13 protein-coding genes and 1 riboswitch are annotated in these 14,692 nt (G+C 72.2%); of the genes, 7 read left to right on the forward strand and 6 right to left on the reverse strand.

Features of this window, described 5'->3' with window-relative positions; translation table 11 throughout:
• Positions 1 to 38: 38 nt before the first annotated feature.
• On the reverse strand, positions 39 to 1,478 hold the full coding sequence (locus JHAT_RS16080; RefSeq protein WP_077798868.1) for a gamma-aminobutyraldehyde dehydrogenase: 1,440 nt from the start codon (positions 1,476 to 1,478) through the stop codon (positions 39 to 41).
• Between the two features lie 184 nt (positions 1,479 to 1,662).
• Between JHAT_RS16080 and JHAT_RS16085 the strand changes: the two genes are divergently transcribed.
• From JHAT_RS16085 to JHAT_RS16115, 7 genes are all read left to right on the forward strand, one after another.
• Positions 1,663 to 2,178, forward strand: coding sequence for an Lrp/AsnC family transcriptional regulator (locus JHAT_RS16085; protein WP_107481940.1), 516 nt, complete (start codon positions 1,663 to 1,665; stop codon positions 2,176 to 2,178).
• Between the two features lie 2 nt (positions 2,179 to 2,180).
• The gene (locus JHAT_RS16090; protein ID WP_077798870.1) at positions 2,181 to 3,554 is read left to right on the forward strand and encodes an aspartate aminotransferase family protein; all 1,374 of its coding nucleotides are present in this window, start codon (positions 2,181 to 2,183) and stop codon (positions 3,552 to 3,554) included.
• Between the two features lie 236 nt (positions 3,555 to 3,790).
• Positions 3,791 to 4,558, forward strand: coding sequence for an ABC transporter ATP-binding protein (locus JHAT_RS16095; protein ID WP_077798871.1), 768 nt, complete (start codon positions 3,791 to 3,793; stop codon positions 4,556 to 4,558).
• Between the two features lie 912 nt (positions 4,559 to 5,470).
• Complete coding sequence (locus JHAT_RS35955) at positions 5,471 to 6,001, forward strand: hypothetical protein (protein WP_375603566.1); 531 nt, start codon at positions 5,471 to 5,473, stop codon at positions 5,999 to 6,001.
• Positions 6,002 to 6,121: 120 nt separating this feature from the next.
• Entirely contained in the window at positions 6,122 to 6,529 is a 408-nt protein-coding gene (locus JHAT_RS16105) for a VOC family protein (protein ID WP_077798872.1), read from the forward strand.
• Between the two features lie 26 nt (positions 6,530 to 6,555).
• Positions 6,556 to 7,710 carry an LOG family protein gene (locus JHAT_RS16110; RefSeq protein WP_077798873.1) on the forward strand — a complete coding sequence of 385 codons (1,155 nt, stop codon included), beginning with the start codon at positions 6,556 to 6,558 and terminating at the stop codon, positions 7,708 to 7,710.
• A 169-nt stretch (positions 7,711 to 7,879) separates the two neighbouring features.
• Positions 7,880 to 8,590, forward strand: a complete 711-nt coding sequence (locus tag JHAT_RS16115; RefSeq protein WP_077798874.1) for an LAETG motif-containing sortase-dependent surface protein — start codon at positions 7,880 to 7,882, stop codon at positions 8,588 to 8,590.
• 61 nt (positions 8,591 to 8,651) lie between these two features.
• Here the strand turns inward: JHAT_RS16115 and JHAT_RS16120 are convergent, their stop codons facing one another.
• The 5 genes from JHAT_RS16120 to rlmN form a co-directional block, all read right to left on the reverse strand.
• Positions 8,652 to 9,488: a maleylpyruvate isomerase family mycothiol-dependent enzyme gene (locus tag JHAT_RS16120; protein WP_077798937.1), complete on the reverse strand. Its 837-nt coding sequence runs from the start codon at positions 9,486 to 9,488 to the stop codon at positions 8,652 to 8,654.
• A 24-nt stretch (positions 9,489 to 9,512) separates the two neighbouring features.
• Entirely contained in the window at positions 9,513 to 10,532 is a 1,020-nt protein-coding gene (locus JHAT_RS16125; protein WP_077798875.1) for an ABC transporter ATP-binding protein, read from the reverse strand.
• A 2-nt stretch (positions 10,533 to 10,534) separates the two neighbouring features.
• Positions 10,535 to 12,136, reverse strand: coding sequence for an iron ABC transporter permease (locus tag JHAT_RS16130; protein ID WP_077798938.1), 1,602 nt, complete (start codon positions 12,134 to 12,136; stop codon positions 10,535 to 10,537).
• Between the two features lie 92 nt (positions 12,137 to 12,228).
• Positions 12,229 to 13,320 (reverse strand): thiamine ABC transporter substrate binding subunit, encoded by a 1,092-nt coding sequence (locus JHAT_RS16135; RefSeq protein WP_077798876.1) that lies wholly within the window; start codon positions 13,318 to 13,320, stop codon positions 12,229 to 12,231.
• Between the two features lie 79 nt (positions 13,321 to 13,399).
• A riboswitch (TPP riboswitch) is annotated at positions 13,400 to 13,505 on the reverse strand.
• A 38-nt stretch (positions 13,506 to 13,543) separates the two neighbouring features.
• Positions 13,544 to 14,656 (reverse strand): 23S rRNA (adenine(2503)-C(2))-methyltransferase RlmN, encoded by a 1,113-nt coding sequence (rlmN, locus tag JHAT_RS16140; RefSeq protein WP_253195508.1) that lies wholly within the window; start codon positions 14,654 to 14,656, stop codon positions 13,544 to 13,546.
• Between the last annotated feature and the right edge of the window lie 36 nt (positions 14,657 to 14,692).

The following is a 14,692-nucleotide window of genomic DNA, read 5'->3' on the forward strand; positions in this document are numbered from 1 at the left end:
GCCGCGTGCACCGGGTGCGGTCCGCGCACCGCCCGCGGTCACACGTCCAGCGACGTCATCACGTGCTTGATCCGCGTGTAGTCCTCGAAGCCGTACCCCGACAGGTCCTTGCCGTAGCCGGACTTCTTGAAGCCGCCGTGCGGCATCTCGGCCACCAGCGGGATGTGGGTGTTGATCCACACACAGCCGAAGTCGAGCTTCTTGGACATCCGCATGGCGCGGCCGTGGTCCTTGGTCCACACGGAGGACGCCAGCGCGTAGTCGACCCCGTTGGCCCACTCCACGGCCTGGTCCTCGTCGCGGAAGGACTGGACGGTGATGACCGGGCCGAAGACCTCGTTCTGGATGATCTCGTCGTCCTGCTTGAGGCCCGAGACGACGGTCGGGGCGTAGAAGTAGCCCTTGTCGCCGACCTGGTTACCGCCGGCCTCGACCTTGGCGTGGGCGGGCAGGCGCTCGATGAACCCGGCGACCTGCTTGAGCTGGTTGGGGTTGTTCAGCGGGCCGTAGAAGACGTCCTCGTCGTCCGGCTGCCCGGTCTTGATCTCGGACGCGGCCTTCGCGAGCGCGCTCACGAACTCGTCGTGGATCGACTCGTGGACCAGCACGCGGGTGGCGGCGGTGCAGTCCTGGCCGGCGTTGAAGTAGCCCGCCTCCGAGATGCCCTCGACGGCCTTGGGGATGTCGCTGTCCTCGAAGACCACGACCGGCGCCTTGCCGCCCAGCTCCAGGTGGACCCGCTTGAGGTCCTTGGAGGCGGACTCGGCGACGGACATGCCGGCCCGCACGGAGCCGGTGATGGAGGCCATCGCCGGGGTCTCGTGCTCGACCATCAGGCGGCCGGTGTCGCGGTCGCCGCAGACGACGTTGAAGACGCCCTTGGGCACGATCGAGCCGATGATCTCGGCCATCAGGACCGTGGATGCGGGGGTCGTGTCCGAGGGCTTCAGGACGACCGTGTTGCCCGCGGCGAGCGCCGGGGCGAACTTCCACACGGCCATCATCATCGGGTAGTTCCACGGGGCGACCTGCGCGCAGACGCCGATCGGCTCGCGGCGGATCATGGAGGTCAGGCCCTCCATGTACTCGCCGGCCGAGCGGCCCTCCAGCATCCGGGCCGCGCCCGCGAAGAAGCGGATCTGGTCGACCATCGGCGGGATCTCCTCGGAGCGGGTCAGCCCGACGGGCTTGCCCGTGTTCTCCACCTCCGCCGCGATCAGTTCCTCGGCCCGCTCCTCGAACGCGTCCGCGATCTTGAGGAGGGCCTTCTGCCGCTCGGCCGGCGTCGTGTCGCGCCAGGCCGGGAAGGCCGCCGCGGCGGCCGCCATGGCGGCGTCGACGTCCGCCTGCCCGGACAGGGGGGCGGTCGCGTAGGCCTCGCCCGTCGCGGGGTTGACCACCTCGGTGGTCCGTCCGTCGGCGGCGTCCCGGAACTCACCGTCGATGTAGTTGCGCAGACGACGCAGCTCGGTGCTCACTGCCGGCCCTCCAGGTTCGGGTGTCGATCGGATCTCTCGGTGTCCAAGCACTGAGACACCCACCCTAGACGGAGACCCGACGTTTTCAACACCCCCACTCACCCCCGGGTTGCGAAATCCGCAGACTCCAACCACCTAAACAACGAATTTCATCGATCCCGCCTTGCAAAACTGTCGATACGTCGTGCACAGTGAAGTCGTGGCCAGTCGAAGCGCAGACCCGAAGGACTCCCGCGAGTCCCGGAACGGCGGTCCCCAGTTGGACGCCGTCTCCCTCGCCATCATCGAACAGCTCCAGGAGGACGGCCGTCGGCCGTACGCCGCGATCGGCAAGGCCGTCGGCCTGTCGGAGGCGGCCGTGCGCCAGCGCGTCCAGAAGCTGCTCGACCAGGGCGTGATGCAGATCGTCGCCGTCACGGACCCGCTCACCGTGGGCTTCCGCCGGCAGGCGATGGTCGGCGTCAACGTCGAGGGCGACGTGGAGTCCGTCGCCGACGCGCTGGCGGCCATGTCCGAGTGCGAGTACGTGGTGATGACCGCGGGCTCCTTCGACCTGATGGTGGAGGTCGTCTGCGAGGACGACGACCACCTCCTCGAGGTCATCAACCGACGCATCCGGGCCGTCCCCGGAGTGCGCTCCACCGAGAGCTTCGTCTACCTCAAGCTCAAGAAGCAGACCTATATGTGGGGAACCCGATAATCGTGAGCACCGACAGCCCCCAGGACCTCAGCAGGACCGCCTACGACCACCTGTGGATGCACTTCACCCGCATGTCGTCGTACGAGAACGCCCCCGTCCCCACCATCGTCCGCGGTGAGGGCACCCACATCTACGACGACAAGGGCAAGCGCTACCTCGACGGTCTCGCGGGCCTGTTCGTGGTCCAGGCCGGACACGGCCGCCAGGAGCTGGCCGAGACCGCCATGAAGCAGGCGCAGGAGCTCGCCTTCTTCCCGGTGTGGTCCTACGCCCACCCGAAGGCCGTCGAGCTGGCCGAGCGCCTGGCGCACGAGGCCCCCGGCGACCTCAACAAGGTCTTCTTCACCACGGGCGGCGGCGAGGCGGTCGAGACCGCCTGGAAGCTGGCCAAGCAGTACTTCAAGCTGATCGGCAAGCCCACCAAGTACAAGGTCATATCCCGTGCGGTCGCCTACCACGGCACCCCGCAGGGCGCCCTGTCCATCACCGGCCTGCCCGGCCTGAAGGCCCCCTTCGAGCCGCTCGTGCCCGGCGCGCACAAGGTGCCGAACACCAACATCTACCGCGCCCCGCTCTTCGGCGACGACCCCGAGGCCTTCGGCCGCTGGGCCGCCGACCAGATCGAGCAGCAGATCCTCTTCGAGGGCCCGGACACCGTCGCGGCCGTCTTCCTGGAGCCCGTGCAGAACGCCGGCGGCTGCTTCCCGCCCCCGCCCGGCTACTTCCAGCGCGTGCGCGAGATCTGCGACCGGTACGACGTGCTGCTCGTCTCGGACGAGGTCATCTGCGCCTTCGGCCGCCTCGGCACGACCTTCGCCTGCGACAAGTTCGGCTACGTCCCGGACATGATCACCTGTGCCAAGGGCATGACCTCGGGCTACTCCCCGATCGGCGCCTGCATCATCTCCGACCGCCTGGCCGAGCCGTTCTACAAGGGCGACAACACCTTCCTGCACGGCTACACCTTCGGCGGCCACCCGGTCTCCGCCGCGGTCGGCCTCGCCAACCTCGACCTGTTCGAGCGCGAGGGCCTCAACCAGCACGTCCTCGACAACGAGGGCAACTTCCGCGCCACCCTGGAGAAGCTGCTCGACCTGCCGATCGTCGGCGACGTCCGCGGCAACGGCTTCTTCTACGGCATCGAGCTGGTCAAGGACAAGAACACCAAGGAGTCGTTCGACGAGGAGGAGACCGAGCGGATCCTCTACGGCTTCCTCTCCAAGGCGCTCTTCGACAACGGCCTGTACTGCCGTGCCGACGACCGCGGCGACCCGGTCGTCCAGCTCGCCCCGCCGCTGATCTCCGACCAGGGGACCTTCGACGAGATCGAGCAGATCCTGCGCGCCACGCTGACGGAGGCGTGGACGAAGCTCTGATCCCGCGGCGCCGTCGCCCGGCGCCGGCACCACGGAGCTCCGGTCATCCTTCCGGATGATCATCACCGGCCCCGGCACCGCCCGTTCGAGTGAGAAACGGCGGTCCGGGGCCGCGTGCTGTCCGGCCGCGCCCCGGCGACTGCCTACGGTGCCTCGTGACCGATCGGCCCCGCCTTCGTTCCCCCGGACGGGGGAAACGGCCGGGGAAAAACGGATCAGAACCGAGGTGTACGCCCATGGAGGCTCCGCCGGACAACGACGTGCTCTGGGCCCGCGCCCTGCACTTCCAGCACCACGACGGCTCGCCCGCGCTGCAGGGCGTCTCGCTCGGCGTCCGGGAGGGCGAGATCCTCGCCGTCAGCGGCCCGCGCGGCAGCGGCAAGACGACACTGCTGCGGTGTCTGTCCGGACTGCTGCGGGTACGGGACGGTGAGGTCTGGTTCAACAGCGTGCCGGTGCACACCATGGGCCCGATCGGCCGCGAACGGCTGCGCCGCGAACGCTTCGCCTGGATCGACCCCGCCCCCGTGCTCGTCCCGGAGCTCACCGTCTGGGAGAACACCGCCCTCCCCCTCATGCTGCGCGGCACCGCCCGGCGCCGGGCGAAGACGGCCGCCCTGGAGTGGCTGGAGCGCCTCGACGTCGGCGGCACGGCCCGCCGGCGCCCGCACGAGCTCCAGCAGGCCGAACGGCAGCGCGTCTGCATCGCCCGCGCGCTCGCCGTCGGCCCCTCGGTCCTGTTCGCCGACGAGCCGACGGCTCCCCTGCACCGTGCCGACCGCTCCCACGTGCTGCGGACGCTGACCACGGCGGCCCGCTCGCACGGCATCACCGTCGTCCTCGCCACGCACGACGCGCAGACCGCCGCGCTCGCGGACCGCACGGTCTCGCTGCTGGACGGCCGACGGGTCAGGACCGTGCACCTGCCGCCGGTGCCCGAGACCACCGTGGCCTCCGGGGGCACCGCGACGGAAGGCCGGGCAGCGTGCTCGCTCTCCGTCTGACCCTCCGCGCCCGGCTCGCCGTCCAGCTGCGCCGCCTGCTGGTCGCGGCGTTCTCGGCGGGCACGGGTTTCCTGCTGCTGTGCGCCCTCGGCCACGCGATCGGCCACCCGGGCACGCCCGGCGCCTCAGCCCTCCGCCTCGCCTGGTGCGCGGCCCCCCTCTGCGCCACCGTGTACTTCGCCGTCGCCGTGGCCCGCACCGACCCGGGCACCCGGCCCCGCTCGGGCCTGTCGGCGATCGGCCTCGGCCCCGGCCGGCTGATGGCCGTCTCCGCGACGACCACGGCCCTGTCCGGAGCGCTCGGCTCGCTGGCGGCCCTGTTCCTCTTCCTCCACCTGCGCGGCGACCTGACGGCCGCGCCCTTCGACGGTGCCGCGGCCGACTCCCTCGCCGTCGGTCTGCCCCTCCCCTTCCCCGCGGCCGTGACCCTCCTGACGCTGCTCCCGGCGACCGCGTCCGCCGCGGTGGCCCTGTCCCTCCGCCCCCGCGACGCGCCGCCCGCCCGCACCACCGGCACCCGCGGCTACGGCCGTTTCGGCGCGTACGGCTGGGGCGCGGCCCGCGAGACCTTCGGCGCCTACGGCCGTTTCGGCGCCCGCCGGGCCCCCAGGGCTGCCACGTCCCCCTCGGCCGCCGTTCCTCCGTCCGCCTCGGTCTCCCCCGCCGCGGCCACGGCCACCGCGTTCCCCGCCGACGTCCGCACCGCCGAGCCCGTGGGCGGCCACGCAGCCGGGGCGGCGACGGGCGGGCGCCGGGGGTGCCCCCTCCGAGGGAGGCGCCCCGTACGCGCCGGCAGGCGATCCCCACCCCCCGGCCCCGGCGGACGGCCGGCCGCACACCCCGGGGACCACGCGCCGCCAGAACGCCACCACCCTCCCCTGGGGCGTCGCCGTCCTCACCGCCGGCCTCGCCGTGGAGGCCTACGCCCGCACCACCACGGCCGCCCCCGACACCACCCCCTCCGCCGGCGTCCTCCTCGGCTGGATCCTGACCGCCCTGGGCCTCGCCCTCGCCGGCCCCGGCCTCACCCACCTGTGCGGCCGTCTCCTCCAGGCCGTCCGCCCCGGCGCCCTGCGCCTGCTCGCCGGCCGCGTCCTCATGGAGGAGTCGAGCCGCATCGGCCGCCCCCTGGGCATCGTCTGCGCCGTGGCCTGCGCGACCTACGCCGCGGTGGTCCTGTACGGCACGGACGGACCGGCGTCCCATCCCCTGGGCGCCCTCGGCCTCCTGGTCGTGGCGGGCTCCACGGTGGCCACCCTGCTCACCGCGGCCGTCGAGGCCAAGCACACCCGCACCGACACCACCGGCGCCCTGCTGCGGCTGGGCGCGTCCCGGACGACGCTGCGCGTCGCCGCCGCCCTACGGGCCGCCGCACTGCTGGCCCTCTTCGGTCCGCCGACCCTCCTCGTCGCGGTCCTGGCCGCGCTGCCCCTGGCCCGCTGAAGAACATCCCGCGAGATTTCCTCCGGACCGCCGATGATTTCCGCGCCGTCCTCCCGTCCAACCTGTGAACGGCACGACACCGGCGCGACGCCGGCGCGGCACCGACGGGAGAGGACCCCCATGTACCAGCAGATGATCTTCGTGAACCTGGCGACGAACGACCTCGACGCCTCGAAGAAGTTCTTCACGGAGCTCGGCTACACCATCAACGCGCAGTTCAGCGACGAGACCGCCGCCTCGGTCGTGATCAGCGACACGATCATCGCGATGCTGCTGACCAAGGAGAAGTACGCGCAGTTCACGAAGAAGGAGATCGTGGACCCGACGAAGGCCAGCGAGGTGCTGATCGCGCTGAGCGCGGAGAGCCGCGAGAAGGTCGACGAGCTGGTGGAGAAGGCGGTCGCCGCGGGCGGTTCGGTCTCCGGCGAGACCCAGGACCACGGCTTCATGTACGGCCGGGCCTTCGACGACCTCGACGGCCACACCTGGGAGGTCGTGTGGATGGACCCGGCGGCCGTCGAGGGCTGACCCGGACGCGGACCTAGCATGGGCGGGTGGATCCGACACCCGCCCAGCCCCAGCAGCCGTCCCCGTCCCAGGCGCAGTCCCACCACGCCTCGCACGACCGGGAGATAGAGACCCTCGCCGAGTTCGACGAGGTCGTCTCCGCGCGCGGCACCCTCGCCCACCACCGCGTCCAGGCCGTCGACCTGACGGACCGTACGGACGCCCTGCTCTCCACGGACCCCACGGGCGCCGTCTTCCTCGGCTGCCCGATGGCCCCCGAGGCGGCGGCCCGGGTGCGCGCCGCCGGGGCCCTGGTCTTCCCGCCGATACCGGGCCTGCCCTTCGACCCGTACCGCGGACACGTCTACTCCCCCGACGAGTTGTACGCCTCCCTCGCCGACGGCTACGGGGCGACACCGGACGCGCTGGCCTACGACTGGTTCCAGCACACCAAGGCGGACGGGGACGTGTTCGCCTCCATGCTGCGCGCCGTCCACGACGACGCTGTCTCGGACGCGCTCGACGAACTCCTCGTCGGCGCGCGGGTGGTGGGCGTCATGGGCGGCCACGCCATGGCCCGCGGCACCGGCGCCTACGCGGGCGCCGCGCGTCTGGGGCGCGAGCTGACCCGCGCCGGGTTCACGGTGGCCACCGGTGGCGGACCGGGCGCCATGGAGGCCGCGAACCTCGGCGCGTACGCGGCCCCGTTCCACGACGGCATGCTGGACGACGCCCTGTCGCTCCTCGCGAAGGTCGCCTCGTTCACGCCGTCGGTCACCGACTGGGCGCGCTCCGCCCTCGAGGTGCGTGAGCGCTGGCCCGGGGGCGGTGCCTCGGTCGGCATCCCGACCTGGTTCTACGGCCACGAGCCGCCGAACGCCTTCGCGGCGCACATCGCCAAGTACTTCGCCAACGCCACCCGCGAGGACGGCCTGCTGGCGCGCTCGACCGCGGGCGTGGTGTTCCTGCCGGGCGCCGCCGGCACCGTGCAGGAGGTCTTCGACAACGCGACGCCGAACTACTACGAGTCGCGGGGCGAGCCCACCCCCATGGTGCTCGTGGACCGGGCGCACTGGACGCGGACGCTGCCGGTCTGGCCGCTGCTGACGTCACTGGCCGAGGGGCGGTCCATGGAGTCCCGGATCACCCTGGTGGACCGGATCGAGGAGGTCCCCGACGCGCTGAAACGTCTCGGCGGTTAATGAGAGAGTAAAGCCAACACCCTTGACAGGCATATGCGTTGACATTGCTTATACACCGCTTATAGACCAGTGAGGCTCGTGGGTGTGCCGGTGGCGTCCGAGCAGACATCGGCGATGGCACCGGCACCCTCTCCACCCCCCGCATCCGCGATTCCCGTAAAGGAAAAACGTGGCAGTCCTGTCCATACTCAGCCGCACGGCGTCCCGCCGTAGCGTCCGTGCCCTCGGCGTCGCCTCGGCCACGGCGGCCCTCGCGATCGGCGCCGCCGGCAACGCCTTCGCCTGCAACATCGGTGAGTTCTCCGCCGCCGCCACGTGCGACGGCGGCAAGGGGGTCATCACCGTCACCGACGTGGACCCCGCCGGCATCCCCGCCACCGTCACCGTGTACCTGGAGAACAACGGCGGCGACGCGCAGAAGATCGACGAGCAGGTGGTCAAGGGCTCCCGCGAGGGCAGCACCCTCACCTTCGCCGCGGACTGGAAGCCGAACGCCGAGTACCGCATCCACGTCAAGGCCGGCGGCTACGTCGACGAGGACATCAAGCCGAACCTCGTCACCCCGTCGACCCCCTGCACGACCGAGGACACGCCGTCCCCGACCCCGTCCCAGAGCTCGTCCGCCCCGGCCGAGGAGACGGAGACGCCGGCCCCGGCCCCGTCGCCGTCGGCCCCCGCCGCCTCGCAGAGCGAGAGCAGCGCCCCGGCCGCCGTGCCGAGCAACGCCCCGTCCCCGGCGGCCGGTGAGTCCAACCTCGCCGAGACCGGTGCCAACTCCAACACCGGCATGATCGTCGGCATCGCGGCGGCCCTCGTCGTCGTCGGTGGCGGCGCGGTCTTCTTCGGCCTGCGCCGTCGCGGGGCGAACAGCAGCAGCTGACGTCCCGTAGGAACCGTGCGAACGGTGGCCCGTCCCCGGCCGGGGACGGGCCACCGGCGTGTCAGCCGAACGAGGCCCGCTCCAGCCAGAACTCCAGCAACTCCCGCTCGCCGAGCACCTCGATGCCGGGGGCGTCCAGCGGCAGCCTGCGGTAGAAGGCGAGCATGACGTCCGTCAGGGGCCCCCGCAGGGCGACCGTCGCCTTCCCGTGGCCGCGGCGCCAGGTGAAGCCGTCCTCGTCGAGCTCGATCAGCCTCCCCCACCCTTCGGCCGGGGGGACCCCCGTCCCGCTCCGCCCGGCGTTCGGCCCGGGGTCGGTGTCGGTGGCGTGCAGGTGGATGCTCCGGCCGGGCCCGCGCAGTTCGTTCGCCTCGGGGTCCGTGCCGGTCCGCCGTACGAACTCCACGATCTCCAGCCACTCGTCGATCGCGTCGGCGGCCACGTCCGGCGCGACCCGGTAGGGCCGGCCGACGGTGAGCACGGCGTCCGCGCGGTGGACGGTGATCTCGTGCGTCATCCGGCGCGCCCAGAAGCCCGCGTCGTGCCGCCACCCCCACGACCACACCTCGGCGTCCGGCCCGGCCTCGCGCAGCGCGTCGACGACCGCCTCGCCCGACTCCGCCAGCCAGGCGTCCAGCGCGGCCGCGTCGCCCCGGGCGTCGGGCCCCGTGGCGCCCGGCACCTGCTCGTCGGGGACGTTCTCCCGGGCCCGGGTGCGCACCAGCAGCTCCACCCAGCGCAGGGCGCCGCCCGTGTGCCGGAGCAGGTCCTCCAGCGACCAGTCCGGGCAGGTCGGGACGGTGGCGGAGAGATCGGTGCCGGAGGTCACCAGGTCCCTCAACTGCCCGACCTGGTGGGCTATCTCGTCGCAATAGCGCTCGTGTGCCAATGACGTCATGCGCCGCATCCTAGGAGCGGACGATCACCCGAGCACCACGGTTTCCGCCCCGTCGAACTCCACCCCGACCGTGTCCCCGACCTCCGGGGCGGCCCGCAGCGCGCACGCGGCCTCCAGGCGCGGCGCGTCCCCGGGCTGCAGGAGCACGGAGACGTGGGTGCCGCGGAAGGTGCGGGCGGCGACCGTGCAGCGCAGGCCGGCGCCGGCGGGCACGATCCTGACCCCGGCGGGCCGCACGAGCACGGTCCGCGCGCCCTGGGGGGCGTCCTCGGGGACCGGCACCTTGCCCCAGGGGGTGGCCGCGACCTGCCCGGCGACGGTCGCCTCCACCACGTTGTCGAAGCCGAGGAAACGGGCCACGAAGGCGTCCGCCGGCCGCTGCCACACCCGAAGCGGCGTCCCCTCCTGGGCGATCCGCCCGTCCCGCATCACCACCACCCGGTCGGCGAGCGCGAAGGCCTCCGACTGGTCGTGCGTCACGGCGAGCACGGTGGTGCCCAACAGGCCGAACAGTTCGCGCAGTTCCACCACCAGCCGCTCCCGCAGCGACCGGTCGAGCTGGCCGAGCGGCTCGTCCAGCATCAGCAGCCGGGGCCGGGGCGCGAGGGCGCGGGCCAGTGCCACCCGCTGCTGCTCACCGCCGGAGAGCGCGGCGACGGACCGGCGGGCGGCACCCGGCAGACCCACCAGCTCCAGCAGCTCCCGTACGTCCTGCTGCTGCCGGGCCCGCGACGCGCCGCGCATCCGCGGCCCGAAGGCGATGTTGCCGGCCACGTCCCGCTGCGGGAACAGCTGGTGGTCCTGGAACATCAGCCCCACCTCGCGCTTGTGCGCGGGCACCCCGGACTGGTCGCGCCCGTCCAGCAGCACCCGCCCGGCGTCCAGCCGCTGCAGCCCGGCGACCGCGCGCAGCAGCGTCGACTTGCCGCTGCCGCTCGGCCCCAGCACGCAGACGACCTCGTGCTCGGCGACATCGAGGTCGACGGCGTCGAGCACGGCCCGCCCGCCGAAGCGGACGGTCGCGTCCCGCAGACTCAGCAGCATCGCTAGAACTCCCCGCTCCGGTCGGTCCGCAGCCGCTCCAGCACCACGAGGGCCACGGCGCACACCACCATCAGAATCGTCGACAGGGCCATCGCCTGCCCGTAGTTCATGTCCCCGGGCCGCCCCAGCAGCCGGGCCACGGCGACCGGCAGCGTCGGGTTGTCGGGCCGCGCGATGAACACGGTCGCCCCGAACTCCCCCAGCGACACCGCGAAGGCGAACCCGGCGGCGATCAGCAGCGCCCGCCGCACCATCGGCAGGTCGACCTCCCGCCACACCCGCCACGGCGACGCCCCGAGCACCGCCGCCGCCTCCCGCAGCCGTACGTCCACCGCCCGCAGCACCGGCAGCATGGTCCGTACGACGAAGGGGACGCCGACCAGCGCCTGGGCGAGCGGCACCAGGATCCAGGAGGACCTGAGGTCCAGCGGGGGCTCGTCCAGGGCGATCAGGAACCCGAAGCCGACCGTCACGGCGGACACGCCGAGCGGCAGCATCAGCAGCGCGTCGAAGCCGCGCACCAGGCGGCCCGCGTCGCGCCGGGTCAGCGCGGCCGCCGCCAGGCCGCCGACGACCACGGCGACGGCGGTGGCGGCGACGGCGTACCGCAGGGAGTTGCCCACCGCCTCGATCGGCGGGACGAGGAACGTGCCGCCGTCCTCGTGGGTCAGGGCCCGGTAGTAGCCGAGCCCGCCGGCACCGAACGACCGCTGGACCAGCACGGCGAGCGGCAGCACGACGAGGACGGCGACGGTGACGAGCACGCCCGTCAGCAACGCCCACTGCCCCGCCCCGCGCGGCCGGTGCGCGGTGCGGGAGGCGTCCACCAGCCGCAGGGCCGTCTCGCGCCGCCGTACCGTCCAGGCGTGCACGGCGAGGATGACGCAGACCGCGGCGAACTGGATCAGCGTCAGCACGGCGGCCGCGGACAGGTCGAAGGTCTGGGAGGTCTGCCGGTAGATCTCCACCTCCAGGGTGGAGAAGGTGGGCCCGCCGAGGATCTGGACGACGCCGAAGGAGGTGAAGGTGAACAGGAAGACCATCAGCGCGGCGGCGGCCACGGCGGGCGCGAGCGCCGGCAGGGTGACCCGTCGCCAGGCCCGCAGGGGCGAGGCGCCGAGCATCCGCGCGGCCTCCTCCTGCCGCGGGTCGAGCTGCGCCCACAGCCCGCCGACGGTGCGCACGACGACGGCGTAGTTGAAGAAGACGTGCGCGAGCAGGATGGCCCACACCGTGGTGTCCAGCCGGACGCCCCACAGCTCGTCGAGCAGCCCGCCCCGCCCGACGAGCGCGAGGAACGCCGTGCCCACCACGACCGTCGGCAGTACGAACGGCACGGTCACCACGGCCCGCAGCACCTGTCTGCCGGGGAAGTCGAGGCGGGCGAGGACGTACGCGCCGGGCAGGGCGACCAGCAGGGTGAGCGCGGTGGACGCGAGGGCCTGCCAGGTGGTGAACCACAGCACGTGCCGGACGTCGGGCTGGGCCAGCACGTCACCGATCCGCCCGAACCGCCAGACGCCGTCGACCTCCAGACCGCGCGCGACGATCGCGGCGACGGGATAGGCGAAGAAGACCGCGAAGAACGCCACCGGCACCGCCATGAGGGCGAGCCGTGCCGCGTTCCCGCGCACGGTCCCCGCCGGCTTCACCGCCGCCGTCTTCACCGCCTTCGCCGCCTGCTTCTCTTCGCGGCTCACTTCAGGACGAGCGAGGTCCACGACTTGACCCACCGGTCGCGGTTGTCGGCGATCTTCGCCGGGTCGAGGGTCTGCGGGTCCTTCGCCTGCGGCCCGGACTTCGAGAACACCTCGGGGACCCGCGCGTCCTTCCGCACCGGGTAGACGAACATGTTCAGCGGCATGTCCTCCTGGAAGGACTTGCTCAGCAGGAAGTCGAGGAGCGCCTTGCCGCCCTCGGGGTTCTTCGCGTTGCTGAGCAGGCCCGCGTACTCGACCTGCCGGAAGCAGGTGCCGTCGGCGACGCCCGTGGGGGCGGTGGCCGGCTGCGGGTCGGCGTAGACGACCTCGGCGGGCGGGGAGGAGGCGTAGGAGACGACGAGGGGACGGTCGCCCTTGGCCTTCTTGCCGCCGGCCGAGCCGGAGAACTCCTCGTCGTAGGCCTGCTCCCAGCTGTCGACGACCTTGACGCCGTTCGCCTTGAGCTTCTTCCAGTAGCCCTCCCACCCGTCGTCGCCGTACTTCGCGGCGGTGCCGAGCAGGAAGCCGAGGCCGGGCGAGGAGCTGCCGGCGTTCTCGGTGACGAGCAGGTCCTTGTACTCGGGCTTCACCAGGTCGTCGAAGGACCGGGGCGGGGTCAGCCCGTGCTTCTCGAAGTACGCCTTGTCGTAGTTGACGCAGATGTCGCCGGTGTCGACGGGCGTGACCCGGTGCTCGTCCTGGTCGGTCCGGTACTCGGGCTCGACCTGGTCGGAGCCCTTCGCCTCGTACGGCTGGAACAGGCCGTTGTCGAGCGCGCGGGACAGCAGGGTGTTGTCGACGCCGAAGAAGACGTCGCCCTGCGGGTTGTCCTTGGTGAGGATGGCCTTGTTGACGGCCTGGCCCGCGTCGCCGTCCTCCAGGACCGTGACCTTGTAGCCCGACTCCTTCTCGAAGGCGGCGATGACGTCCTTGGAGGCGGCCCACGAGTCGTGACTGACGAGGGTCACGGTCCTCGAGCCGCCGGAGCCGCTGCCGTCGGCGTCGTCGGACGACGATCCGCAGGCGGCCAGCGTGCCGACCATGCCGAGTCCGACGGCCAGGACACTGACCTTCTTGGTGATGCTCACTGGATTCCTCCTGGGTGACCAGGAGAAGACGCGGCCCCGCCCGGGACCCCTGGCGAGGGTCCCGGGCAGGGCGCAACAGCTCGAGTGGTGACCGATCTCCCTACCCAGAATGACCTGGGCCAGGTTCGGAGGGTCTGCGGCCGGTGCCGCACTCTCAGCGCTGTGGCGCTCCCCTGTCGGAATATGAAGATGTGACTGTACTGGCGTACTTCCGCCGGTCAGGTTACCGCTCGCTCGCGGCGAGCTGACCACACGCCCCGTCGATCTCCTGTCCACGGGTGTCCCGGATCGTCACCGGCACACCGTGCGCCGCGATCGCCTCCACGAACGCCTTCTCGTCCTCGGGCCGCGAGGCGGTCCACTTCGAACCCGGCGTCGGGTTGAGCGGGATGAGGTTGACGTGCACCGGCTTGCCCTTGAGCAGCCGGCCGAGCCGGTCGCCGCGCCACGCCTGGTCGTTGATGTCGCGGATCAGCGCGTACTCGATGGACAGCCGGCGTCCGGACTTCGCCGCGTACTCGAGGCCGGCGTCGAGGACCTCGCGCACCTTCCACCGCGTGTTCACGGGGACGAGGGTGTCGCGCAGCTCGTCGTCGGGGGCGTGCAGGGAGATGGCGAGACGGCACTTGAAGCCCTCGTCGGCGAACCGGTGGATCGCCGGGACCAGGCCGACCGTGGAGACGGTGATGCCCCGCTGGGACAGCCCCAGCCCGTCGGGTTCGGGGTCGGTGAGGCGGCGGATGGCCCCGACGACCCGGTTGTAGTTGGCGAGGGGCTCGCCCATGCCCATGAAGACGATGTTGCTCAGCCGCGCGGGGCCGCCGGGGACCTCGCCGTCCCTGAGCGCCCGCATGCCGTCGACGATCTGGTGCACGATCTCGGCGGTGGACAGGTTCCGGTCGAGGCCGGCCTGTCCGGTGGCGCAGAAGGGGCAGTTCATGCCGCAGCCCGCCTGGGAGCTGATGCACATGGTCACCCGGTCCGGGTAGCGCATGAGCACGGACTCGACGAGCGTCCCGTCGAACAGCTTCCACAGCGTCTTGCGGGTGGTGCCCTGGTCGGTCGACAGGTGCCGGACGACCGTCATCAGCTCGGGCAGCAGTGCGTCCCGCAGCCCCTCGCGCGAGCCGGCGGGGATGTCGGTCCACTGCTCGGGGTCGTGGGCGTACCGCGCGAAGTAGTGCTGCGAGAGCTGCTTCGCGCGGAACGGCTTCTCCCCGATCGCGGCGACGGCCTCCTTGCGCTCGGCAGGCGTGAGATCGGCGAGATGCCGCGGCGGCTTCTTGGCTCCGCGCGGGGCGACGAAGGTCAGCTCACCGGGGACGGGACGGGCCACTGTCGGACAACTCCTCATGACGACGGGCCTGTGGCA

Source organism: Streptomyces sp. JHA26 (genome assembly GCF_002005565.1).
Classification (GTDB): domain Bacteria; phylum Actinomycetota; class Actinomycetes; order Streptomycetales; family Streptomycetaceae; genus Streptomyces.

What these genes read in the sequence shown, in the direction of transcription:
- JHAT_RS16095 (WP_077798871.1), top strand. Translation starts at nt 3,791, where the DNA reads ATGGAGGCTCCGCCGGACAACGACGTGCTCTGGGCCCGCGCCCTGCAC.
- JHAT_RS16105 (WP_077798872.1), top strand. Translation starts at nt 6,122, where the DNA reads ATGTACCAGCAGATGATCTTCGTGAACCTGGCGACGAACGACCTCGAC.
- JHAT_RS16120 (WP_077798937.1), bottom strand. Translation starts at nt 9,488, where the DNA reads ATGACGTCATTGGCACACGAGCGCTATTGCGACGAGATAGCCCACCAG.
- JHAT_RS16125 (WP_077798875.1), bottom strand. Translation starts at nt 10,532, where the DNA reads ATGCTGCTGAGTCTGCGGGACGCGACCGTCCGCTTCGGCGGGCGGGCC.
- JHAT_RS16130 (WP_077798938.1), bottom strand. Translation starts at nt 12,136, where the DNA reads ATGGCGGTGCCGGTGGCGTTCTTCGCGGTCTTCTTCGCCTATCCCGTC.